The sequence below is a fragment of the Nonomuraea sp. NPDC049486 genome (assembly GCF_040676925.1).
GTDB lineage: Bacteria > Actinomycetota > Actinomycetes > Streptosporangiales > Streptosporangiaceae > Nonomuraea > Nonomuraea ferruginea.
Genome location: NZ_JBFAPV010000003.1, coordinates 741,692 through 767,061, shown reverse-complemented (window position 1 = coordinate 767,061; position 25,370 = coordinate 741,692). Strand labels below are relative to the sequence as shown.

Below are 25,370 nucleotides of genomic sequence, written 5' to 3'. Positions count from 1 at the left end.
CTTCTGTTAGGACGACGGTTGGGAGCGCTCCCAACCGCATAGTCCTCCCACCAGGAAGGCGTCGGAAACTCCGAGCAGGGCTCGGAAAACTGCCCTCCTTGACCGACCTTATTTAGGTTAGGCTCACCTAATCAGGGATTCTCCCCACCAGGAGGCGCAGATGCGGGTCGCGATGTTCGGCTACCAGACCTGGGGACACCGCACGTTGCAGGCACTGCTGGGATCCGGCCACGACGTGGCGCTCGTCGTGACCCACCCCAAGAGCGAACACGCCTACGAGAAGATCTGGGACGACTCCGTCGCCGGCCTGGCCGCCGAGCACGGCGTGCCCGTGCTGCTGCGCGCCCGGCCCGACGACGAGCTCGTCACCGCGCTCAAGGAGGCCGAGCCGGACATCATCGTCGCCAACAACTGGCGCACCTGGATCCCGCCGGAGATCTTCCGGCTGCCCCGCCACGGCACGCTGAACGTGCACGACTCGCTGCTGCCCGCCTACGCGGGCTTCTCCCCGCTCATCTGGGCCCTGATCAACGGCGAGGAGGAGGTGGGCGTCACCGCCCACCTGATGGACGAGGAGCTGGACGCCGGCGACATCCTCCTGCAGCGCGCGGTCCCCGTCGGACCGTCCGACACGGCCACCGACCTGTTCCACCGGACCGTCGCGCTGATCGAGCCGATCGTGCGGGACGCGCTCACGCTGATCGACACCGGCCGGGCCGTCCCGGTCCCCCAGGACCGGTCCAGGGCGAGCTTCTTCCACAAACGCTCGCCGGAGGACAGCCGGATCGACTGGACCTGGCCGGCCGAGGACATCGAGCGGCTGGTGCGCGCCCAGTCGGACCCGTATCCGAACGCCTTCACCTTCTACCGGGGCGAGCGCGTACGGGTGCTGAAGGCGTCGGTGTCGGAGGGCGTCTACGGCGGGACTCCCGGTCGGGTCTTCATCCGCGAGGGCGACGGCGTGGTCATCGTCGCCGGCGCCGACGCCCGCCGGGGGCGCAGCCGGGGGCTGGTGATCGAGCGGGTCCGCACCGACGAGGGCGCGGACCTGCCCGCCACCGAGGTCTTCCGCACCATGGGCGGCTACCTCACCGGCCGGTGACCTGCCCGGCCGCTCCGGGCACCGGGGCGGCCGGGTCCGCGCCGAGCGCGACGATCCGGTTGCGCCCGTCGACGTGCACCACGGACGGGACGTACGAGCCGAGCTCCTCTTCCGTCACCTGCCGGTAGGACATGACGATGACGAGGTCGCCCGGCGACACCAGATGGGCGGCCGCCCCGTTGACGCCTATGACGCCGGAACCGGGGGCGCCCTCGATGGCGTAGGTGACCAGCCGTGCCCCGTTGTCGATGTCGACGACGTGCACCTGCTCGCCCTCGACGAGCCCGGCCGCGTCCATGAGGACCTTGTCGATCGTGAGGGAGCCGACGTAGTGCAGGTCGGCCTGGGTCACGGTGGCCCGATGGATCTTCCCGCCGAGCAGGGTGCGCTGCATCTCCAGCCTCCGGTGATCAAAGTTAGGTAATGCTATCCTAAGTTGATTGCAGCCCTCCGGCCAGAAGGAATCCCCATGATCAGTTCCCGTGCGGTTCCGCGAGCCTTCTTATCCCTCCTCCTGGCGGCCTCGCTGGTCTCCTGCGCGGCCCCGGAGCCTGCCGCCCCGAGTGCCTCCGCGCCGGCGGACACCGCGTTCCCGGTCACCATCGAGCACAAGTTCGGCAGCACCACGATCGAGACCAGGCCCGCCCGGGTCGTCACCGTCGGCTGGAACGACCAGGACTTCGCGCTCGCGCTGGGCGTGGTCCCGGTCAGCACCCGCGCGTGGTTCGACGCGTACGCGACCTTCCCGTGGGTCAAGAAGGCGCTGGGCGGCCAGGAGCTGTCCACGTTCTCGGCGGAGCTCAACTTCGAGGCGATCATCAAGCAGCGCCCCGACGTGATCATCGCGATCTACGAGACGATCAACAAGGAGACGTACGAGAAGCTCTCGCAGATCGCGCCCACCGTGATCCAGTCGGACGCCTACGCCGACGAGCAGACCCCCTGGGACGTCCAGACGATCACCACGGGCAAGGCGCTGGGCAAGGCCGCCGAGGCTCAGGCCCTCGTCGACAAGGTCAACGCGAAGATCGCCGAGGCGAAGCGGGCGCACCCCGAGTTCGCCGGCAAGGTCCTGGTGGTCGACTTCGGGCCGGAGAACGGGCAGCACTGGCTGATCCCGGCCCGCGATCCGCGCCGCGCGCTGTTCGACGCGCTCGGCTTCGCCGCGCAGAGCGAGGCCAACGAGATCAGCGAGGAACGGCTGGACCTGATCGACCGCGACGTGCTGTTCGTCAACGGCTCGACGAAGGAGAAGATGCTGGCCTCGCCGGTCTTCTCCCGGCTGAAGGTCGTCGAGAGCGACCGCACGATCTACACGGACTTCTCCACCCCGCTCGGCGGCGCGCTCTCCTACAGCGGGCCGGACGCGCTGCTGTACGCGCTCGACGTGCTCGTGCCGCAGCTCGCGAACGCCGCCGACATGGACCCCTCCACCCCGGTCAAGGACCTGTCCGCCATCACATGAGGCGGGCCAGCAGCGGGCCGACGATCTCCAGCGCGCGGGCGTCCAGCAGTTCGGAGTGACGGCACTCCACGGCGACCGCGCGCAGCTCGCCCGCCACGTGGGGGCGCCACCGGCCGGAGGCCCTCCCGGTGAAGCCCGGCTCCGGCACGGTGGCGTCGACGAAGAGCACGTCGCCGGGGAACACGTCGTACCGGGCCCGCGCCATCATGCGGTCGCTGTCCAGGTAGCTCTCCACGACGCGCCCGATCTGCTCGTCCGCCAGGACCGCGACGCCGTCGCCGAGGCCGCGCAGGAACGCGACGGCGTCGGCGACCGACATGCGCCCGTCCGGCACCCGGTAACCCATCTCGGCCAGCAGCGCGGCGACGTCGTCCGCCCCTCCGGGCACCTCCAGCGGCGTGTCCAGCATGCCGAGCAGGCCGATCTCGCGGCCCTCCGCGGCCAGCAGCACCGCGGCCTTGTGGGCCACCGCGCCGCCGAACGACCAGCCGAGCAGGCTGACGGGGCCTTCCGGGGCGGTGCGTCCGATCAGGCCGGCGTACTCGGCGGCGAGCTCGTCCATGGTCTCGGGCAGGGCGGTGTCGCGGCTCAGGCGGGGCGACTGCAGCCCGTACAGCGGGACGTCCTCCGGCAGGTGGCGCTTGAGCGCGGCGAACTGCCAGGCGAGCCCGCTCGCGGGCGGGAAGCAGAACAGGGGCGGCCGCGATCCGCCCGGCCGCAGGACGAGCAGTTCGGCCATCGCGTCGCCGGCGGGGGCGCCGCCGGCGATCCGCCGGGCCAGGGCGGCGGCGGTGGGGGCGGTGAACAGGTCCGCGACCGGGATCTCGGCGCCCAGCTCCGCGCGCAGGGCGGCGGCCAGCCTGACGAGCAGGAGCGAGTGGCCGCCCAGGGCGAAGAAGTCGTCGTCCACGCCGACCCGCCCGACGCCCAGCACCTCGGCCATGACGGCGCAGACGGCCGCCTCGGCACGGGTGCGCGGCACGACGCCGGCGGCCGAGGGCGCGAGGTCCACGTCGGGCAGCGCGGCCCGGTCCACCTTGCCGTTGGGGGTGCGCGGCAGCTCGTCGAGCACGACGACGGCGGCGGGGACCATGGAGGACGGCAGCCGCTCCGCGAGGTGGTCGCGGAGCCCGGGGGCCGGCGCGGTGACGTAGGCGACGATCCGGTCCCGGCGGGCGGCGACCGCGACCGCCGCCACGCCGGGGCAGGTGGCGGCGACCGCCTCGATCTCGCCGAGCTCGACGCGGAAACCCCGCACCTTGACCTGGTGGTCGGCGCGCCCCAGGAACTCCAGCTCCCCTTCGGCGCTCCACCTGGCGAGGTCACCGGTGCGGTACATGCGCCCGCCGGTGAAGGGGTCGGCGACGAACCTGGCCGCGGTGAGCCCCGGGCGGCGCAGGTAGCCGCGCGTGACCTGGGCGCCGCCGAGATACAGCTCCCCCGCGACGCCGGGAGCCACCGGGCGCAGCGCCGCGTCCAGCACGTACGCGGCCGTGCCCGGCAGCGGGCGGCCGAGCGCGGGACGTTCGCCCCGGCGGACGGCCGCGGCGGTGGCCCAGACGGTCACCTCGGTGGGGCCGTACAGGTTGGTCACGCTCGCGGCCCGCTCGGCCAGGTGCTCCGCCAGGGCGGGGGGCAGCGCCTCGCCGCCTGCCAGCACGCGCACCCCGCCGAGCTCGGCGTCGGCGGGCAGCGCCGACCACAGCGACGGGGTGGCCTGCACGATCGTGACCCGCTCGTCCCGCATCAGCCCCGCGAGCAGCCGCGGGTCCCTCACCTGCGCGTCCGAGGCGATGACCACGCAGCCTCCGGTACGCAGCGGCCCCATCAGTTCGAGGACCGAGATGTCGAAGGAGAGCGTGGTCACGGCGAGCAGCCGGTCGCCCGGCCCGGTCACGGGCAGCGCGCCGAGGAAGCACTCCAGGTCTCCCCGGGTCACCACCACGCCCTTGGGACGCCCGGTCGAACCGGAGGTGTAGATGACGTACGCCGCCGTCCGCGGATCGCCCGGCGCGCTCTCGTCACGCGCCGGGGCGGGGACCGGGGGGCCGTCGAGCGTGATGCCGCCGGGGAAGCGGTCGCGGGTGCGGTCGTCCACGACGATCGCGGCCGGTCGCGCGTCCTCGACCATGAAGCGCAGCCGCTCGGCAGGGAACGCGGGGTCGAGCGGCAGGTAGGCGGCGCCCGCCTTGGCCACGCCGAGCACGGCCACCAGCAGCTCCGCCGACCGCGGCAGGGCGATCCCGACCAGGTCCTCCGGCCCGAGCCCCGCGAGCCTGGCGGCGAAGGCGTCGGAGGCGGCGTCCAGCTCGGCGTAGCTCATCGTCCGGCCCTCGAACACGCAGGCGTCCGCCTCCGGAGTCGCCCTCGCCAGCGCCGAGAACCGGGCGTGCCACGGCGCTCCGCCGATCGGGGCCGGGCCGCCGGTCTGCCAGTCGGCCAGGTCGGTCCGGTCGCGTTCCGACAGGACGTCCAGGGACTCGATCGGCTGCTCCGGGCGTGCGGCGACCTCGGCGAGCAGCACCAGGAGGCGGTCGGCCAGCCGCCGCGCGGTCGCCGGGTGGAAGCGGTCCGCGTCGTACTCCAGGACCATCTCGAACGGCTCGCCGTCGACGAAGGTGAGGTTCAGGTCCACCTTGGGGTCGGCGGCGACCGGGGGCGCCTCCCCCACCGGCAGGCCGAGCACGGTGTCACGCCCGGCCGGGCGGTGCAGGTAGCCGAGCATCACCTGGAACAGCGGGTTGCGGCCCTGCGCCCGAGCCGGGTTGACCGCCTCGACCACCTGCTGGAAGGGCAGGCTCGCGTGCTCGAACGCGGCCAGGTCCGTCTCGCGCACCCGCCGCAGCAGCTCGGCGAAGGTGGGCGAGCCGGACAGGTCCGTACGGAGCACGACGGTGTTGACGAAGAACCCGACGAGGTCGTGCAGGGCGGGATCGGCGCGGCCGGAGGCGGGGGTGCCGATGGGGATGTCCGTACCGGCGCCGAGACGGCTGAGCAGGGTGGCCAGCGCCGCGTGGAGCACCATGAACATGCTCGCCGACTCGGCGTGCCCCAGCTCCCGCAGCGACGCGGCCAGCTCCGGCGGGATCGTGGCGGTCACCTGCCCGGCGGGGCGCCCGGTCCGTACCCGTTGCGCACGCTCGGCGGGCAGGGCGATCTCGGCGGGCAGGCCGCGCAGCCGCCGCTCCCAGTAGGCGCGGTCGTCGTCGTGCCGGTCGTCGAGCGACAGCCAGAGGGCGTAGTCGGCGTACTGCACCGGCAGCGGCTCCCAGTCGGGGGCCCGGCCCGCCAGCCGGGCGGCGTAGGCGGCGCCGAGGTCGCGCAGCAGCGGGCCGTCGGACCACTCGTCCATCGCGATGTGGTGCAGCACCAGCGCCAGCACGGTGTGGCCGGTGTCGTGCTCCTCGACGAGGGTGGCCCGCAGCGGCGGCCCGGCGGCCAGGTCGAAGGGACGGGCGAGCGCCTCGGCCAGCACCGGGCCCGCGTCCGGGCATCGTACGACGTCCAGGTCGATCCGGGGTGCGGCGAGCACCCGCTGTGCGGGCCCCTCGTCGATGACCGTGCGGAGCACCTCGTGCCTGGCCGCCACGTCGCCGAGCGCGGCGCGCAGGGCGGCGGCGTCCACCGCGCCGCGCAGCCGGACGAGCAGCGGGTAGGTGTAGGCGGTCGAGCCGGGGTCGAGCTGCTGGAGCAGCCAGAGCCGCTCCTGCGCGGGCGACAGCGGCACCCGGTCGGGGCGGGGCCGCCGGGTGAGCGGGGGCCGCCCGGACGGCGCCGCGCCGCTGGCGAGACGGGCGGCGAGCCGGGCCGGGGTGCGCGCGTCGAACAGGTCGCGCAGCGTGAGGTCCGCGTCCGTGGCGGCGCGCACGAGCCCGAGCAGCCGGATGGCCAGCAGGGAGTGCCCGCCCAGGTCGAAGAAGTCGTCGTCGGGCCCGACGTCGCCGGTGTCGAGCGCCCGGCCGAACAGCGTGCACAGCAGCCGCTCCCGCTCGTCGGCGGGCGGTCGCGAACGCGACGCCGGCGCGCTGGGCGGGGGCAGCGCGGCGGTGTCGAGCTTGCCGTTCACGGTCAGCGGCAGCGCGTCCACCACCGCGTACGCCGCCGGCACCATGTAACCGGGCAGCACCTCCTTGAGCCCGGCGTGCACGGCGGCGGCCAGCTCGGCGCCCGCGGGGCCGTCGGGGACGAGGTAGGCCACCAGGCGCCTGGCGCCGGAGCCGTCGGGGACGGCGAGGACGGCGCTCCGGCGCACCCCGGGCCTAGCGGTGACGGCGGCCTCGACCTCGCCCGGCTCCACCCGGTACCCGCGGATCTTGACCTGGTCGTCGGTGCGGCCGAGGAAGTCGAGGTTGCCGTCCTCCCGGACGCGGACGAGGTCGCCGGTGCGGTACATGCGCCCGCCCGGGACGGACGGGTCGGCGACGAACCGCCCGGCGGTCAGCCCGGCGCGGCCGAGGTAGCCGCGCGCCAGGCCCGCCCCCGCGATGTAGAGCTCGCCGACGGGGGCCGGGCGCAGGAAGGCGTCCAGCACGTGACAGCGGGTGTTCCAGATCGGCCGCCCGACCGTGGTGGTGGCGCTCTCGCCGGTGCCCGCGCCGAGCGTGTTGATCGTGTACTCGGTCGGCCCGTAGAGGTTGTAGCCGCTCACGCCCTCGGCGTCGCGCAGCTCCGACCACAGGGACTGGGGCACCGCCTCGCCGCCGAGCAGCACCAGCGGCGGGCGGTGCGGGCCGTCGAGCAGGCCCTGGTCGAGCAGGTGCCGGGCGTAGGTGGGCGTCACGTTCACCACGTCGACGCGGTGGCGGTGGCAGTAGGCGACGAGCGCGGTGGCGTCCCTGCGCAGCTCCTCGTCGCAGATGTGCACGTGGTGGCCCTCGACCAGCCAGAGCAGTTCCTCCCACGACATGTCGAAGGAGAAGGAGACGGTGTGCGCGATGGTGAGGATCCGCCCGCCGGTCGCGGCGACGGCCGGCGTGAAGATCGCCTCCCGGTGGTTGAGCTGCATGTTGGTCAGTCCCCGGTACGGCGTGACCACGCCTTTGGGGCGGCCGGTGGAGCCGGAGGTGTAGATGACGTACGCGGGATGGTCGAGGTGACCCGGCCCGCGCGCGACGGTGACCGGATCGGCGGGTCCCGACACGTCCTCCAGGCACAGCCGCGCCACCGGATGGGAGGCGAGCCTGGGCTCCACCGCCCGCGTGGTCACCAGCAGCACCGGGCGGGCGTCGGCCAGCATCGCCAGCAGCCGGTCGCCGGGGTTGTCGAGTTCGAGCGGGAGGTAGGCCGCCCCGGTGCGGAGCACAGCGAACAGCGCGGCGACCATGTCGGCCGACCGGGGCACGGCGAGCGCGACGATCTTCTCGGGTCCCGCTCCCCCGGCCAGCAGCGAGCGCGCGATCTGGTTCACCCGGGCGTCCAGCTCGGCGTAGGTAAGGGTCCGCGTGCCCGAGGTGAGCGCGGGCCGCTCCGGGGTGCGCCGCGCCTGGGCCGCCAGGAGGTCCGCGATCGTGTCCTCGCCGATGGGCCGCACGGCCCCGGCGGGCACGGCGCTCTCCCCCGGCAGCAGCAGCGGCACGTCGGCCACGGTCGCCGCCGGGTCGTCCACGAGGCGGAGCAGCACCCGCTCCAGCCGGGCCAGCAGCGCCTCCGCCCGCTCCCGCGCCACCACGTCGGCCCGGTACTCCAGCCGCACGGAGAGCCGCGCGCCCGGGGTGGCCACCCAGGTCAGCGGGAAGTGCGTGGCGTCCACGCTGGACACGCCGACGATGCCGTGCGCCTCCTCCAGATCGGTGAACGTGTCGTCGCCGAGGAAGTTCTGCAGCACGTACAGGCTGTCGAACAGCTGGTCGCGGCCCGCCGCGCGCTGGATGTCGCCGAGCCCCAGATACTCGTGCGGCATCAGCGCGACACGGTCGGCCTGGACCCGCCGCATGACGTCCAGCACGCTCTCGTCCGGGGCGAGCCGGACCGCCGTGGGCACCGTGTTGAGGAACACGCCGATCGCCGACTCGACGCCCTCCAGCTCGGTCGGCCGCCCGGCGACGGTCGTGCCGAAGATCGCGTCGCGGCGGCCGGACGCGTGGGCCAGCACCAGGCCGAGCGCGGTGGTGAGCAGCGCGTTGAGCGTCACCCCGGACCGGCGGGCCTGGCGGGTGACGCGCCGCGTCTGTTCCTCGGTGAGCCGGAACGCCAGGCTGGTCGCGGGCACCGGCGCGGTCCCCGCCGCCGTGGGGAACAGGATGGTGGGCTCCAGGCCCGCGAGCGCCTCCGCCCAGGCCCGCGCCGCCGCGTCGCCGTCCTGGCGGGCCAGCCAGGCGAGGTAGCCGGTGTAGACCGCCCCGCCCTCGGGGAGGACGCCGCGCTCGCCGCCGGACTCGTACAGCGCGAACAGCTCGCGCAGCACCAGCTCCCGCGACCAGCCGTCGAACAGGAGCAGATGGTACGTGAGCAGCAGGCGGTCACGGCCGGGCAGGTGGACCACGGTCAACCGGCAGAGCGGCGGCGCGGCCGGGTCGAAGGGCCGCCGCCGGTCCTCCTCCATCACCTCCGGCAGCCGGGAACCGTCCGCCGACAGGTCGATCTCCCCGACGGCGGCGTCCAGCCCGCTCCCGACCACGGCGACCGGCCGGTGCCCGCCGTCCGCGACGAACCCGAGACGCAGCGTCGCGTGCCGGTCGAGGAGCGCCGCGTAGGCCCGGCGCAGACGCCCGAGATCCAGCCGTCCGGCGAAGTCGAACGCGTTCTGCGCCACGTACACGTCGGCGTCCCCGGCGTAACGCGCCTGGAAGAACAGCCCTTCCTGCAACGGGGACAGCGCCCACGTCCGCGGCCCGTCCCCCGGCGCCGCCGCGGTCCCGGCATCTGTCCGAGGCTCCCGGGTGGCCGCGGTCAGTGCTCGCGGCTCGGCCTTCTCCAGGATGAGGTCGCGGAGGGCGGCGGCCCAGTCGTCGGCGAGCGCGCGCACGTCGTCCGCGCCCAGTCCTCCTTCCGCGTACGTGAGGACGGCGCGCAGCTCCGGCCCGTCGGGCGTGTCGTGGCAGGCGACGTTGATCTCCAGCAGGTACGGGGTGCCCAGGTCGGGGTCGGGGGCCACGCGCAGCGCGGCGGTCTCCGGCGCCGTGTCCCAATCCCCCTCCCCTCCGACGGGGAACCTGCCGAGGTAGTTGAAGAGCAGCTGGGGCGTGCCGAGCCGGGCGAGCGGGGCCGCGGTCCGGGGGTTGCAGTAGCGCAGCAGCCCGAACCCGAGCCCGCCGTCCGGGGCCGCCCGCACGGCTCGCCGTACCTCGGCGGGACCGGCCGAGCCGCCCGGCAGCCGTACGGGCGCGATGGCGGTGAACCAGCCGACCGTACGGGAGAGGTCGGCGTCGCCCTCGCGGCCGTGCCTTTCCAGGTCGATCACCAGCGGCGCCCCGGCGTCCCCGCCCCTCGCCGCCCGCCAGCGCGCGACGCCCGTGCGCAGCGCGGCGACCAGCGCCTCGGTGACGTCCACGCCCAGCCTGCCCGGGACGGTGGTGAGCAGCGGCCCGGTCACGTCGCCGGGCACGCGGAGGACGTGGTCCCGGGTGGCGCCCACCGTCAGGCCGGCGGTCGTGGCCGACGGGTCGAGCTCGCCGCCCGGCCGCAGCGTGGCCGTCCAGTGCTCGAACTCGGCCAGCCTGGCGGCCTGGGCGGCGTTCTCGGCCAGCGAGCGCGCGTGGGCGCGCAGGGAGGTGCCGACCGGGTCGAGCACGGGCCGCTCCCCGGCCGAGACGGCTTCCCAGGCCTGCCTCAGGTCCTCGGCGAGGATCCGCCAGGACACCCCGTCGACCACCAGATGGTGGGCGACGATCAGCAGTCTGCCCTGCCGGTCCGGCCCCCTGTCGAACCACACCGCCTCGACCATCCGCCCGGCGTCGGGGTCGAGCCGGTCGGCGGCGGCGTCGGACTCGGCTGCGATCACGGCGCTCAGGCCGTCGTCGCCGAGCCCCGTCGCGTCGACCGCGAGCACGCCGGGATCCGGCGTGTCACCGGCCGCTCGCGCCTCCAGCGACCACAGCAACGGCGACAGCCTGCTCAGCCGCGACCGCAGCGCGTCATGCCGGTCGACCAGCACCCGGACGAGCGCGGCGACCTGCTCACGGGTCATCCCCGCCGGGGTGCGGAGCAGCTCGGCCTGGTTCAGCCGCGAGATCCTCCCGCCCAGCTCGGCCAGCCGGTGCACGATCGGCATCAGCATGATCTCGCCGACGCCGTCTCCCTCTGCGGCGTCCGCCACCGGCTCGACCGGCCGCGGAGCCGCCGCCGCCGCGAGGGCCGCCGGGGTCCTGTGCACGAACACGTCCTGCGGTGACAGCCGCAGCCCGCGGCGCCTGGCGAGGTTCACGAGCTGGATGGCGATGATGCTGTCGCCGCCGAGGTGGAAGAAGTCGTCGTCGCCCCCGGCCGAGGCGAGCTGGAGAACCTCCGCGAAGAGCGCCCGCAGCACCTCCGCCGCGCCCCCTTCGGCGCCCGGCCCGGCGGGGGCCGGGGCAGGCGGGTGGGTGGCCAGGGCGTCGCGGTCGAGCTTGCCGTTGACGGTGAGCGGCAGCGCGTCGAGGGGGACGAACGCGGCCGGGACGGCGTAGGAAGGCAGCAGCCTGGCCAGGTGCTCCCTGGCCATGTCCACCCGCGCTCCCTGACGCGCGACCACGTACGCGACCAGGCGCCGGCGGCCCGGCCGGTCCTCTCGTACGACCACGGCGGCGTCGGCGATGCCGTCGAGCGTCAGCAGGGCGGACTCGACCTCGCCGAGCTCGATCCGGTAGCCGCGGATCTTCACCTGCCGGTCGGCGCGGCCGAGATGGACGAGGTCCCCGCCGGGGGTGCGGCGGGCGAGGTCGCCGCTGCGGTACAGCCGCCCGCCCGGGGTGAACGGGTCGGCGACGAAGCGGGCGGCGGTCAGCGCCGGGCGGTCGAGGTACCCGCGGGCCAGCTGGTCACCCGCGACGTACACCTCTCCCGCGGCCCCCGGCGGGACCGGCCGCAGGTGGCGGTCGAGCACGTGCACGCGGAGGCCGGGCAACGGCCCGCCGATGACGCTCGCGGTGTCGTCCGACGTCAGGGCGTGGAACGTGACGTGCACGCACGTCTCGGTGATCCCGTACATGTTGACCAGGGCCGTGGCGGGATGGCGCCGCCGCCACGGGGCCAGGCGGCCCGGGTCCAGCGCCTCGCCGCCGAAGATCACGTACCGGAGCGCGAGCTCGCCCCGCGCCGCCTCGACCAGCGGGTAGAACGCGGACGGGGTCTGGTTGAGCACGGTCACCCGCTCGCGCTCCAGCAGGCCCAGGAAGCGCCGCGGGTCGCGGGCCACCTCCTGGTCGACGACCACCAGCCGCCCGCCGTGCAGCAGCGCCCCCCACAGCTCCCACACCGAGAAGTCGAACGCGACCGAGTGGAACATCGTCCACACGTCCGAGGCGTCGAAGTCGAAGACCTCACCGGCCGCGCCGAACAGCGACAGCACGTTGCGATGCGTCACCGCCACCCCCTTCGGCCGCCCCGTCGACCCGGAGGTGTAGATGATGTACGCCGCACTGTCCGCGGCACCGGGTCCGTCCAGATCCGCACCGTACTGATGGCCGTCCTGGGGCGGCTCGTTCAGCAGGACGACCGGTACGGTCGGCTCGGGCAGGCGGGCCAGGGTCGCGGGATCGGTCAGCAGGCACACCGGGGCCGCGTCGTCCAGGATGAACCTCAGCCGGGCGGCGGGGGCGTCGATGTCCAGCGGCACGTAACAGCCGCGGGCCTTGACGACGGCGAGCAGCGCGACGACGAGATCGGCCGAGCGCGGCAGCGCCACGGCCACCCTCGACTCGGGCCCCACTCCCCTGGCGACCAGCGTCCTGGCCAGCCTGGTGGCGACCTCGTCCAGCTCGGCGTGGGTGAGCGAGGTGTCGCGCCAGGTCACGGCCGTAGCGGTGGCCTCCGGCCGAGCGGCGGCGTACGCGTCCGCCAGCGTCGCCGCCCCGAGGAACGCCGTACGGGATGCCGCCACACCCGCCCGGTCCGGCGACGTGCCGAGCGGCGGCAGGTCCAGCTGGGAGACGGGCGTGCCGGGGGCGTGGACCAGCTGGTCGAGGACCCGGACGACCAGGTCGAGCAGCCGCCCGGCCCGCTCCTCGCCGACCAGCGCGACGTCGTACTTGATCTCCAGGGTGAGCCGCTCGCCGGGGAAGGCCACCAGGGAGACCGGGTAGTGCGGCGAGTCGGTGCCGGTGAAGCCGCGGAACGTGAGCCCGGAGCGCTCGCCGGCGGGCACGGCGGGGAAGTTCTCGACCACGACCATGGTGTCGAACAGCTCGCGGACCCCGGTGAGACGGGCCAGCTCGGCGAGCCCGACGTGCTGCGCGTCGAGCAGGTCGCCCTGCCGCGCGTGCAGCCGGTCGAGGACGTCGCCCAGCGTGGCGCCGGGGTCCCAGGACATCGGCACGGGAATGGTGTTGATCAGCAGGCCGACGATCGTCTCGACGCCGGGCAGGCTCCCGCCGCGCCCCGACACCGTGGAGCCGAAGACCACGTCCGCGCGCCCGAGCAGCCCGCCCAGCACCAGCCCCCACGCCGCGTGCACGAACGTGCTCAGCGTCACCCCGCGCTCGCGGGCCGCCGCGACGACCTCGCCGACGGGCAGGTCCCGGTGCACGCCGTCGTGCCTGGACACCGCGTACGCGCCGTCGTACAGGCGGGTCGGGGAGACACCGGTCAGCGCGGCGGCCCACACGTCGCGGGCGGCAGCCCGGTCGAGCCCGGCCACCGCCTCCACGTGGTCGCGGAACGTCACCGCCGGCGCGGGCAGCGCGCGCCCGCGCTCGTACGACTCGACGATGTCGCCGAACACCAGCGGGTACGACCAGCCGTCGGCGACGATGTGGTGCATGGTCTCCACGAGCCGGTGGTCGGCGTCGCCGAGCGAGACCAGCGCGTAGCGCACCAGCGGCGCGGCGGCCAGGTCGAACGGCTCGGCCAGCTCGGCGGCGGTCAGCTCGGCCAGCCGGGCGTGGGCCTCCTCGGCGGGCAGGCCGCTCAGGTCGGCCTCGCGCCACGGCACCTCGACGGTTTCGGCGATCACCTGGACCACCCGCCCGTCGGCCAGTTCGCGGAAGCTCGCGCGCAGGGCGTCGTGGCGGTGCACGGTCGCGGTCACCGCGCGGCGCAGCGCCGCCCGGTCCACGGGCCCGGACAGCTCGGCGACCTGCTGCACCACGTACGTGTCCGTGTGGCCGGCGCCGAACGACGCGTGGAAGTACATGCCCTGCTGGAGCGGCAGCAGCGGGAGGATGTCCCGCGCGCCCGCGAACCGGTCCACGTCCCGCTGCGTCAGCTTGATCAGGGGGAAGTCGGACGGGGTGTGCCCGGCCAGTTCTGCGCAGCGGGTCAGCGCCGTCAGCGCGGCCGTCCAGAGCTCCGCCAGCTCGGCGACGTCCTCGGCGGGCATGACGCCGGACGGCCAGGAGAGCGTGGCCGTGAACGTGGTCCCGTCCGGCCCGTCCTGGGCCAGGGCGTTGATCTCCAGCCCCATCGCGGGGTTGTCCGGGTGCACGCCCTCGCGCAGCGTGCTCCCGCCGGCGGCGAACCGGCCCAGGTAGTTGAAGAGGATCTGCGGCGGCCGCGGCAGGTCCAGGCCGTCGAGATGGCGCAGGACCCCGTGCCCGAGACCGTTGCGCGGCACCGCGCGCAGCTGTTCCTTGACCGCCTTGGCCGCGCCGGCCAGCCCGGGGCCGGCCGCCATGACCTCGTCCCAGCTCAGCGGCCCGGGATCCAGCCGCACGGGGTGGATGGCGGTGAACCAGCCCACGGTCCGTGACAGGTCCGCGCCGCCGGCGAGCTCGCCGTCGCGGCCGTGGCCTTCGAGGCTGAGGAGTACGGCCGAGCCGCCGCCGCGCCCGTGCGTGCGCCGCCACCGGGCGAGGGCCACGGCGAAGCCGGTCAGCAGCACGTCGTTGACGCCGCCGTGCATCGCGGCGGGCACGGCGGACAGCAGGGCCGCGCTCGTGTCCGGGGGCAGCGCCACCGTCAGCGAACTGACGGTGGCGGCCGTGTCGACGGCGGGGTCCAGCGGGCGGGCGCCCAGCGGCGGGTCGTCGGTGGCGAGGACGTCGCGCCAGTGGCCTGCCTCGTCGCGGAAGCTCGCCCGGGTGTCCTGGATCTTCTCCGCCCAGGCGCGGAAGGAGGTGGGGACGGGGGCCAGGGCGGGTTCGCGGCCCGCCCGCACGTCCGTCCAGGCGCGTGCGAGGTCCTCGGCGATCACCCGCCAGGAGACGCCGTCGACGACCAGATGGTGGATGACCAGCAGCAACCGTCCGGGGCGCGGGCCGCCGTCGAACCAGACCGCCTGCACCATGATCCCGCGCTCCGGGTCGAGCCGCCCGGCCGCCTCCTCTTCAGCCTGCGGGTCCGCGTTCATGCAGAGGGTGGAGGGGTCGAACTCCGCAGGCGGAGGCACCGACAGCGTCCACGTGTCGTCGTGGCGGTCGAGCCTGGCCCGGAGGAGGTCGTGGTGGAGGCAGAGGGCGTGTACCGCCCGTTCCACCTGTTCCCGGTCGAGGCCTGCCGGGGTGGGCAGGACCATGGACTGGTAGAAGCGCTCCAGCGGGGTGCGGGCGAGCATCGTCTCGGCGAGCATCGGGGTGAGCGGGATCGTCCCGGCGCCGGGGTCGTGCGCGGCCTCGGGGGCCGCCTGCGGCAGGGCGGCGGCGAGCGCGCGCACGGTGCGGCGGCGGAAGATGTCGCGCGGGGTGAGGTCCAGCCCGGCCGCGCGGGCGCGACCGGCCACGGCGATGGAGGAGATGCTGTCACCGCCGACGGCGAAGAAGTCGTCGTCGATCCCCACCTCCGGCAGGCCGAGCACCTCGGCGTACACGCCGCACAGGGTCCGCTCCGCGGCGCCGCGCGGCTCCTGCCGTGCCCCGCCTCCCGGCGCCACGGGCTCGGGAAGCGCGGCGACGTCGAGCTTGCCGTTCACGGTCAGCGGCAACTCGGGCGTGATCCCGTACAGCGCGGGGACCATGTAGCCGGGCAACCGCTCAGCCAGCGCCGCCCGCACCCGCGCCGCGAACTCGGCCCCGCCCGACCCGGCGGCGACCGGTTCGAGGTCGGTGGTCGAGGTCGGGACCACGTAGGCGACCAGTTTCCTGAGGCCGGGCGCGCGGGGGTCGGGGCGGGCCACGACGGCGGCCTGCCGTACCTGGGGGAGCGCCGACAGGGCGGATTCGACCTCGCCGAGCTCGACCCGGTATCCGCGGATCTTCACCTGGTCGTCGACGCGGCCGAGGAAGTCGAGGTTGCCGTCGTCACGCCGGCGGACGAGGTCTCCGGTGCGGTACATGCGCCCGCCGGACAGGAAGGGGTCGGCCACGAAGCGCCCGGCCGTCAGACCGGGCGCGTGCAGGTAGCCGTGGGCGAGCCCGGCGCCCGTGACGTACAGCTCGCCGACCACGCCCGCGGGCACCGGCCGGAGCCACCGGTCCAGCACGTACGCGCGGGTGTTCAAGATGGGGCGGCCCACGGTCGGGGTGGCGCTGTCGCGGGTGCCCGCGCCGAGCGTGTTGATCGTGTACTCGGTCGGCCCGTACAGGTTGTAGCCCTCGGGCCCGCCCGGCCACCTCAGCCGGTCCCAGACGGCGTCGCCGACGGCCTCGCCGCCGAGCAGCACCAGGCAGGGCGCGTGGCCGCCGTCGAGTAGGCCCTCCTCGAACAGCAGGTGGGCGTAGGTCGGGGTCACGTTGACGACGTCGATCCGGTGGTCCCGGCAGTACGCGACGAGCGCGGCGGCGTCCCTGCGCAGCTCCTCGTCGCAGATGTGCACCTCGTGGCCCTCGACCAGCCACAGCAGCTCTTCCCACGACATGTCGAACGAGAACGACACGGTGTGCGCGATGCGCAGCCGGTCCCGCCCGGTGCGGCGCGCGGCCGGGCCGAAGATCTCGGCCCGGTGGTTGAGCTGCATGTTGGTCAGACCCCGGTACGGGGTGACCACGCCCTTGGGCCGGCCGGTGGACCCCGAGGTGTAGATGACGTAGGCGGGCAGGTCACCCGGCACGTCCACGTCCAGCGGCTCCGCCGGGAACCCGGCGAGCCGGTCCGGGACGACGCACCGCCCGCCCAGCCGCCGCTGGTGCGCGGCCAGGTCGCCATCGGGGTCGGCGCAGACCAGCAGGACGGGACGCGCGTCGTCGAGCATGACGGCCAGCCGTTCGACGGGATGGTCCAGCTCCAGCGGCAGGTAGGCGGCGCCGGTGCGCAGGACCGCGAAGAGCGAGACGACCATCTCGACGCCGCGCGGCAGGCCGAGCGCGACGATCTCGCCGGGCCCCGCGCCCTGCGACCGCAGCAGCCTGGCGCACTGGTTGATCCGGCCGTCCAGCTCGGCGTACGTCAGCGAGCGCGCGCCGAAGACCAGCGCCACCTGATCGGGACAGGCGCGGGCCCGCTCGGCCAGCAGTCCGGCGATCGTCGCCGTGCCGATCGGATGCTCGGCCGCCGCCCACTGCCCGGCCAGTTCGGCGCGCTCCTCGTCCAGCATCAGGTCGAGCGCGCCGACCGGCGCCGACAGGCCGCCCGCGAGGTGCTCCAGCAGCCGGGTGAAGCGGCGCACCATCCGCCGGGCGTCGCGTTCGCGCACCACGTCCGGCCGATATTCGAGCTTGATCCGCAGGTTGGCGCCGGGGGTGAGCACCCAGGTGAACGGGTAGTGGGTGGTGTCGGTGTACTCCACGCCGACGATGCCGTGCTCGCGCTCCAGATCGGTGAACGTGCTGTCGTTCAGGAAGTTCTGCAGCACGTACAGGGCGTCGAACAGCTGCTCCTGGCCGCAGGCGCGATGGATGTCGCCGAGCCCGAGGTGTTCGTGCGGCGCCAGCTCGACGCGGTCGTCCTGGGCCCGGCGGGCCAGCTCGATCACGGTGGCGGACGGCGTGGCCGACACCCTGGCCGGGACCGTGTTGAGGAACAGGCCGACCACGTTCTCGATCCCGGGCAGCTCGGTGGGCCTCCCGGCGACGGTCGTGCCGAACACCACGTCGGTGCGGCCGGCCTCGTACCCGATCAGGATGCCGAGCGCGGCGGTCAGGAGCGCGTTGAGCGTGACGCCGCCGCGGCCGGCCTGCTCGCCGAGCCGGGTGGTGACCTCGGCGGGCAGCGCGGCGACGATCCGCTCCGGCACCACCGGCTCGCGGCCGATGGCCTCCGGCGCCAGGATGGTCGGCTCCCGGACGCCCGCGAGAGCCGCGCCCCAGGCCGCGGCGGCGGCGTCACGGTCCCGGCCGCCGACCCAGGCGAGGTAGTCGGCGAACGTGCTCTCCGCGGGCGGGAGCGCGCCGCGTGCGCCACGCGAGTCGTACAGCGCGAACAGCTCCCGCAGCACCAGCTCCCGCGACCACCCGTCCCACAGCAGGAAGTGGGACGTGAGCAGCAACCGGTCCCGCCCGCCCGGCAGCCGCACCACGGTCACCCTGACCAGAGGCGGACGCGCCAGATCGAACGGCTCCTCCCGATCCGCCCGCGTCACGGCCTCGATCACGGCACCCAGCCCGGGCACCTTCCCCCCAGCGAGCCCTTCGCCGCGCACGGCACCCAACCCGTCCACCTTCGCCCCAGCGAGTTCCTCGTCGCGGACGGCGGCATGGGCGGCCGGATCGGCGCCCGTACCAGCGGCACCGGCCGCCCGGACCTCAGCCGGTTTCGCAGCGGTTTCGGTCAGATCGACCACCCGCACCTCGGCGGGCACCGTGGCGGCGATGCGCTGGGACGCGCCGTCGGCGGCGAAGGAGGCGCGCAGGGTGGGGTGGCGGCGCAGCAGGGCCGCGAACGCCGCCGTCATGGCCGGTACGTCGACGCGGCGGTCGAGGTCGAAGACGTTCTGCGCGATGTAGGTGCTGCCGCTGTCGGCGAACGTCGCCTGGTAGTAGACGCCCTGCTGGAGCGGGGACAGCGGCCAGACCTCGCCCTCAAGGGTCTCCGCCGGATCCTGTCCGGTCCCCGTCACGGAGGCGGCGATGGCGGCGGGCGTGCGCAGGCGGAAGACGTCACCGGTGGTGACCTCGATCCCGTCCCCGGCGAGCAGGCTGACGAGGCGGATGGCGAGGATGCTGTCGCCGCCGGCGGTGAAGAAGTCGTCGTGGACGCCGAGGTCGTCGATGCCCAGCAGGCCGACGACGCGGGCGAGGACCGCCGCCTCCCCCGCCGTCCGTGGCTTCCCGCCGCCGGTGGTGACCTCAGGATCGGGCAGCGCGCGACGGTCCCGCTTGCCGTTGGGCAGCGTGGGGAGCCGGTCCAGTACGGTCACCGTCGCAGGGAGCAGGTAGGCGGGCAGCTCCGCGCCGAGCAGGCCCCGGAGCGCCCTCGGGTCGAGCCGCTCTCCCTGCTCGGCCACCACGTACGCGTGCAGGGCCCGTCCCCGCACCGCCACCGCCGCGTCGGCCACGCCCGCGCGACGCATCAGCGCGGCCTCCAGCTCGCCCGGCTCGACCCGGTAGCCGTTGATCTTCACCTGGTCGTCGGCCCTGCCCAGGAACTCGACCTGCCCGTCAGGCGTCCACCGGCCGAGGTCCCCGGTGCGGTAGACGCGTGAGCCGCTGCCGAACGGGTCGGCGACGAACCGGCCCGCCGTCACCCCGGCCCGGTTCAGGTAGCCGAGGGCGAGCTGGACGCCGCCGACGTAGATCTCCCCGGGCACGCCGGGCGGCACCGGATGGAGGGTGGAGTCGAGCAGGTAGAGACGCGTTCCCGGCACCGGCCTGCCCAGTGTCACCGGCGCCTCGGGGCCGACCTCGCCCTGGAGCACGTCTCCCGCGACCTCGGAGGAACCGTAGGAGTTGACGATCCGGGCGTTCGGCGAGGCTTTCCTGAGCGACCGCACGCAGGCCCGGTCGAGCGGCTCGCCGCTGCAGATCCAGCGGGTGAGCGCGGCCAGCCGCTCGGGCGCGGTGTCGGCGAGCGCCGCCGCCAGGCTGGGCACGGCGAGGAGCTGGGTCGCCCCCGACCGTTCGACGAGCCCGGCCAGCGCCGCCCCGTCGGTGGCCTCCCGGTCGCCCGCGATGACCGTGGTGGCGCCGGCGACCAGTCCGCCGAGCAGCTCGGTCGTACCGTCGATGAAGCTCAGCGAGCTCTTGGCCAGGCGCACCCGCGCGTCCCACGCCTCCGCCGCCCACCCGAGCCGGTTGGCGAGCGCGCCATGCGTGCCCACGACCGCCTTGGGCCGCCCGGTCGAGCCGGAGGTATAGACGACGGACACCACGTCCAACGGCCTGACGACGGTTGACCCGGCGAGCGGTCGGGCGGGCGGTCCGGCGGCTGCTGCTCGGATGGTGAAGGAGGGCAGGTCGTGCGGGGGCAGGGTCCTGGCGCTCACCTCGTCCGTGAGGACGCAGACCGGGCGGGCGTCGGCGAGCATGAACTCGATCCGGGCGGCCGGGTAGCCGGGGTCGACGGGCAGGTACGCGGCCCCGGCCCGCATCACGGCGAGCAGGGCCACCGCCATGTCCGCCGAGCGGCTGGCGGCCACCGCGACGATGTCACCGCGCCGTACCCCGGCAGCGGCCAGCGTCCCGCACACCCGATCAGCACGGTCGCGCAGCTCGGCATAGGTGAACGTGTCGCCGGCACAGACGACGGCGATGCGTGCGGGATGCTCGGCGGCCTGACGCTCGAACAGGCCGACTACGGTGCCATCACCACTCCCCCGAACTCCCGCGACCCGGCGATCGAACGCGTCATTCACACCGGTGCCACCAACCGCCGGGGCTCCGGTGCCGAAAGCCGTCAGTTGCGCGTACTGCTCCTCGGAGACCAGCTCCACCTGGCCGCATGTCCGGGTGGCGTCGTCGGCGACGGCGGCGAGCAGCTTCTCGTACTGACCGATGAGCAGGGCAGCCGACGTGCCGGAGACCAGCCGCCGGTCGTGGGTCAGCGTGAGCGCGATCCGGGCCCCCGGCTTGGCCAGCAGCGTCGCCGGATAGTGGGGCGCCTCGATCGTGTCGACCCCGGCGATCCGGAGCTCACCCTCCCCGGCCGGGGACTCCGGGTAGTTCTCGACGACCACCAGCGTGTCGAACAGCTCGGTCACGCCCAGCCTGCGGTGCAGCGCCGCCAGCGGAACGTGCTCGTGCTCCATCACTTCCCGCTGGGCGCGGGCGAATCGGCTCAACGCGTCGGCCAGCGTGTCCGACGGATGCCACCGCAACCTCGCCGGCACCGTGTTGATCAGCAGCCCGGCCATCGCGTCGATGCCCGGCACCTCTCCGGACGCCCGTCCGGAAACGGTCGATCCGAACGTCACATCGTCCCGGCCGGTCAGACGTCCGAGCAGGATCCCCCACGCGGCGGCGAGCACCGACCCCACCGTGAGCCCGTTCTCCCGCGCCCACCCCCGCAGCCGCTCCCCCACCTCATCCGGCAACTCACGCACCACACGCCCGAACCCGCCAGAACGGTCACCAACACCGCCGGACTCATCTCCGAGCAGGCCACGCGGCGGGCCTACGGACCCATCCCCCGACGCGCCGCCGGATCCACCATCGAGCGGGCCACCGGACCCACCGCCGGGCGCGCCGTCGGAACCACCGACGGGACAATCGCCAGCACCGTCTGCCGAGCCGGCGCCGGGACCGCCTCGGGCCCCACCGGCTGGGCCGTCGGCGGGGCTGGTGAGGGCTTCGGCGAGCCGGGTCGGCTCGTGGACTCCCGCCAGGGCGGCGGTCCACGCCTCGATCGCAGGTTCGGGGTCGCGCGTCGCGAGCATCTTCAAGAACTCGCGGTAGGGCGGCGGTGCGGGCAGGTCCCTGTCCTCGTACAGGGCGAGCAGGTCGCGCAGGATCAGGGGCACCGACCAGCCGTCGGCCAGGATGTGGTGCACGGTATGGACGAGCGCGTGCCGCCGAGGGCCGAGCTTGAGCAGCGCGAAACGCATGGCGGGAGGCCGGGCGAGGTCGAACGGCGCCGACCGCTCCGCCGTGGCCGCCGCCTCGACGGCGGGCCGCGGGTGGTCGAGGTGGCTCAGGTCCTCGGTACGCCACGGTACCGTCTGACGGCCCGCGATCACGGCCACGACGTGACCGTCACCGGTGGTGCGGAAGGCCGCGCCCAGGTTCGGGTACCGTCCGATCAGCCGGTCTGCGGCCAGGCGCAGGCGCTCGCCGTCGAGCGGGCCGTCGAGTTCGATGATCTGCTGGACGACGTACGGGTCGTGCCCCGGGTCGAAGGTGGCGTGGAAGTAGAGCCCGGTCTGCAGGGGCGACAGCGGAAGCACGTCCTCCAGGCCCGGCGACTCGGCCTCGATGGCGGCCACGTCCTCCTGGTCCAGCGGTACGAGCGGGAAGTCGGACGGTGTGTGCCCGGTGACCGTGTCGCTGGTGGCGATGGCGGTGAGCGCCCGCGTCCACATCGCGGCCAGCTCCCGCACGCGCCCGGCGTCCAGCACACCCGCCGGCCAGCTGAACCTGGTCGTCAGGACCGGCCCACCGGCCCCGTCCACGGCAACGGAGTTGATCTCCAGCACCCGCGGCAGCGGCATCCGCGGATCGCGCCGCTCCCCCACGACCTCGCCCTCCCCCACAGGCGCCCAGTCACCGACCACCCCGGCCCCCCACCCGGCGTCCGGGTCGGTGTCGGGGGTCGCGTCCGGGTCGGCGTCGGGAGTCTCGTCCAAGCCGCCGTCGAGGATCACGTCCGAGCCGACGCCGGAGGTCGCGTTCAGGTCGATGCCGGGAATCGCATCCAAACCAGCGCCGGAAGACGTGCCCAGGCCACCCTCGGAAGTCGCGTCCGGGCCACTGTCGGGGGTCGCGTCGAAGCGGCCGAGGTAGTGGACGAGCACCTGTGGGGTGACCGTCAGGTCGGGGCGGGGCCGGTCCCCCAGGTATCGGAGCGCGCCGTAGCCGATCCCGCGGTTCGGCACGCGGCGGAGCTGTTCCTTGACCGCTTTCACCGCCTCGCCCGGTGTTCCGGAGCCGGGGTCGATCAGCGCGGGGTACAGGGTGGTGAACCAGCCGAAGGTACGGGAGAGGTCCACGTCCCCGACGGCCTCCTCCTCCCGTCCGTGTCCTTCCAGTTCCAGCAGCACGGCCGGACCGGCACCACGCCATCGGCCCAGCGCGAGCGCCGCCGCCGTCACCAGCACGTCGTTGACCCCGCCGTGCACCGCGGCGGGGACCGCGCCGAGCAGCCGACCGGCGATCTCGGCCGGGATCTCGACCGTGAGGGACTCCTCCGTGGCGACCACGTCGCGGCGCGGGTCCAGCGGCCGTTCGCCGATCATCGGGTCGGGCGCCGAGCAGACGCCCCGCCAGTGGTCCTCCTCGGCGGCGAAGTCGCGGGCCCGGAGCAGCGTCGCCCACTGCCGGAACGACGTGGGCACCGGGGGCAGCTCGACGGGACGCCCCGCCCGCACCGCCTCCCACGCCTGGCTCAGGTCCTCCAGGAGTACGCGGAGCGACACGCCGTCCACGACCACGTGATGGATCACGATGGTCAGCCGCCCCTGCGCGTGCGCCCCGGCGTCCAGCCACACCAGGTCGATCATCCGTCCACGGCCCGGATCAAGCCGCTCCGCCGCCACGGCGGCCTGCCGCTCCAGCTCCGCCTCCGTCGCGACCCGAGTGATCACCTCCGCGGCCCGCGGCCACCCGTGCTCCCCCACCACCAGCCCCCACCGCACCTCACCACGACCATCCCGGCCACCACCGGACGGCCCCCCGCGCTCCCCCAACCCCCCAGAGACGGGACCACCGTCACCACCGACCGCCCCCACACCCCCAGATCCGGCCTGATCACCAGTGACCGCCCCCAACCCCAACCCCCCGGACACGCCCTGACCACCGTCACCACCGACCGCCCTCACTCCCCCGGACACGACCTGATCACCGACGGCGACCGTTCGGGCGCGGAGCATGTCGTGGGTGTCCAGTACGGCGTCGACCAGCGTTTCGAGCTGGCCGCCCGTGAGCCCCGGAGGCGTGCGGACGGTGATCGACTGGACGAAGCCGTCCATCGAGGGGCCGACGTCCTGGAGCCACGACGTGATCGGAGTGGCGGGGACCGCGCCGACCCCGTTCACTCCAGGCACCGCGACGACGTCCACAGGCGTGACCACGGCCGCGAGCGCGGCGGGCGTGGGATGGGCGAACAGGTCACGGGCGCGTACCTCAAGGCCCGCGCGCCGCGCCTGCCTGACCACGCCGATCGCGACGATGCTGTCACCGCCCAGCGCGAAGAAGTCGTCGTCCGCCCCCACCTCGGCCACGCCCAGCACCCGCGCGAAGATCTCGCAGAGCGCGCGCTCGCGCGGGGTGCGTGGCAAGCGCGTGCGGGCGCGCACGGCGGGCTCCGGCAGCGCCTGCCGGTCCACCTTGCCGTTGGCGGTGAGGGGAAAGCGGTCCAGGACGACGTACGACTCCGGCACCATGTACGCGGGCAGCCGGCCGGCGCACCAGTCGCGCAGCGCAGCGGCCGGGACGGGCTCGTCGGCCCGGACGTACCCGACGAGTCGCCGGCCGGTCGCGTCCACGACGACCACGGCCTGCCGCACCTGGGGGTGGGCGGCGAGGGCGGCCTCGACCTCCTCCAGCTCCAGCCGCATGCCGCGGATCTTCACCTGGTGGTCGGCGCGGCCGACGAACTCCAGCGACCCGTCGGGCGCCCATCTGGCCAGGTCGCCGGTCCGGTACATCCGGGAGCCGTCGGCGGCGAACGGGTCGGCGACGAACCGGGAGCCCGTCAGCGACGGCGCCTTGACGTAGCCGCGGCCGAGCAGGAACCCGGCGGCGTACAGCTCTCCCACGGCCCCCTCGGGTGCCCGCTCCAGACGCTCGTCGAGCACGTACAGCCGGGTGTGCGGGTTGGGGCGGCCGATCGAGGTCGCGATGCGCTCGGCGGTGTCGCGGTAGATGACGTGGGAGACGCCGATGGTCGCCTCGGCCGGCCCGTACCCGTGGTAGAGCGTCGTGGAGAGCTGGCCGCGGAAGCGCTCGAACAGCTCCGGGGTGAGCACCTCGCCGCCGCACCAGACGTGCTTCAGCCCGGACAGCAGCGAGGTGCCGCGCGCCATCTCCAGCAGCACGTCCAGCATCGACGACACGAGGTAGACGAACGTGACGCCCTCGCGGGCGATCAGGTCCAGCAGATACTGGGGGTCGCGCTCGCCGCCGGGTTCCGCGACCACCACGTACCCGCCGGAGACGAGCGGCAGCAGGATCTCGTTGACGGAGATGTCGAACGACAGCGGCGCCTTGAACAGCGACGCGTCGCCGGGCCCGAACCCGAGGATCTCCTCCATCTGCCAGAGCAGGCGGTGGCTGATCGCCTCGTGGCGGATCATGGCGCCCTTGGGCGTGCCGGTGGAGCCGGAGGTGAACATCACGTAGGCGAGCCGGCCGCCCTGGATGGACACGGCCGGCGGCTCGGCGGGCTCGTCGCCGTACCGCCAGGAGGAGAGATCGACCTCGCGCGCGTCCAGCACGTGGACGGCCCCCGCCTCGGCGCGCACCTGCCGCTGCCGCGCCTGCGGCCAGGACGGGTCGACGGGCACGAACGCGCCGCCGGCGACCATGACGGCCAGCACGCAGACCACCATCTCGGCGGAGCGGGGAGTCGAGACGGCGACGACGTCCTCGGGCCGTAACCCGCGCGCTTGCAGGTGTCGCGCGAGCTGGAAGACGTACGTGCCCAGCTCCGCGTACGTCAGCCGCACGTCGGGGGCGACCACGGCCGGCGCCCCGGGGGTCCGGCGCACCTGGTCGATGAAAAGGTCGGCGATGGTGGTGATCCTGGCGGGACGGTTCGCTTCCATGGCTG

The 25,370-nt window shown here is 74.4% G+C and carries 4 protein-coding genes; 2 read left to right on the top strand and 2 right to left on the bottom strand.

Going from position 1 to position 25,370, the window contains the following annotated elements:
- The first annotated feature begins 160 nt into the window (after positions 1 to 160).
- Positions 161 to 1,102: a methionyl-tRNA formyltransferase gene (locus AB0K05_RS12275; RefSeq protein ID WP_271279398.1), complete on the top strand. Its 942-nt coding sequence runs from the start codon at positions 161 to 163 to the stop codon at positions 1,100 to 1,102.
- On the opposite strand, the gene panD is transcribed toward AB0K05_RS12275, so the two are convergent.
- Positions 1,089 to 1,496 (bottom strand): aspartate 1-decarboxylase, encoded by a 408-nt coding sequence (panD, locus tag AB0K05_RS12270; protein WP_271279399.1) that lies wholly within the window; start codon positions 1,494 to 1,496, stop codon positions 1,089 to 1,091. The genes AB0K05_RS12275 and panD overlap by 14 nt on opposite strands.
- Before the next feature lie 75 nt (positions 1,497 to 1,571).
- Here panD and AB0K05_RS12265 point away from each other — a divergent pair, with 75 nt between their 5' ends.
- A complete protein-coding gene (locus tag AB0K05_RS12265; protein ID WP_364228797.1) occupies positions 1,572 to 2,567 on the top strand; it encodes an ABC transporter substrate-binding protein in 996 nt (331 codons plus the stop codon).
- Here the strand turns inward: AB0K05_RS12265 and AB0K05_RS12260 are convergent.
- A complete protein-coding gene (locus AB0K05_RS12260; RefSeq protein WP_364228795.1) occupies positions 2,560 to 25,365 on the bottom strand; it encodes an amino acid adenylation domain-containing protein in 22,806 nt (7,601 codons plus the stop codon). The two genes, AB0K05_RS12265 and AB0K05_RS12260, sit on opposite strands and share 8 nt — an antisense overlap.
- Positions 25,366 to 25,370: the final 5 nt, after the last annotated feature.

What these genes read in the sequence shown, in the direction of transcription:
- AB0K05_RS12260 (WP_364228795.1), bottom strand. Translation starts at nt 25,365, where the DNA reads ATGGAAGCGAACCGTCCCGCCAGGATCACCACCATCGCCGACCTTTTC.
- AB0K05_RS12265 (WP_364228797.1), top strand. Translation starts at nt 1,572, where the DNA reads ATGATCAGTTCCCGTGCGGTTCCGCGAGCCTTCTTATCCCTCCTCCTG.
- AB0K05_RS12275 (WP_271279398.1), top strand. Translation starts at nt 161, where the DNA reads ATGCGGGTCGCGATGTTCGGCTACCAGACCTGGGGACACCGCACGTTG.
- panD (WP_271279399.1), bottom strand. Translation starts at nt 1,496, where the DNA reads ATGCAGCGCACCCTGCTCGGCGGGAAGATCCATCGGGCCACCGTGACC.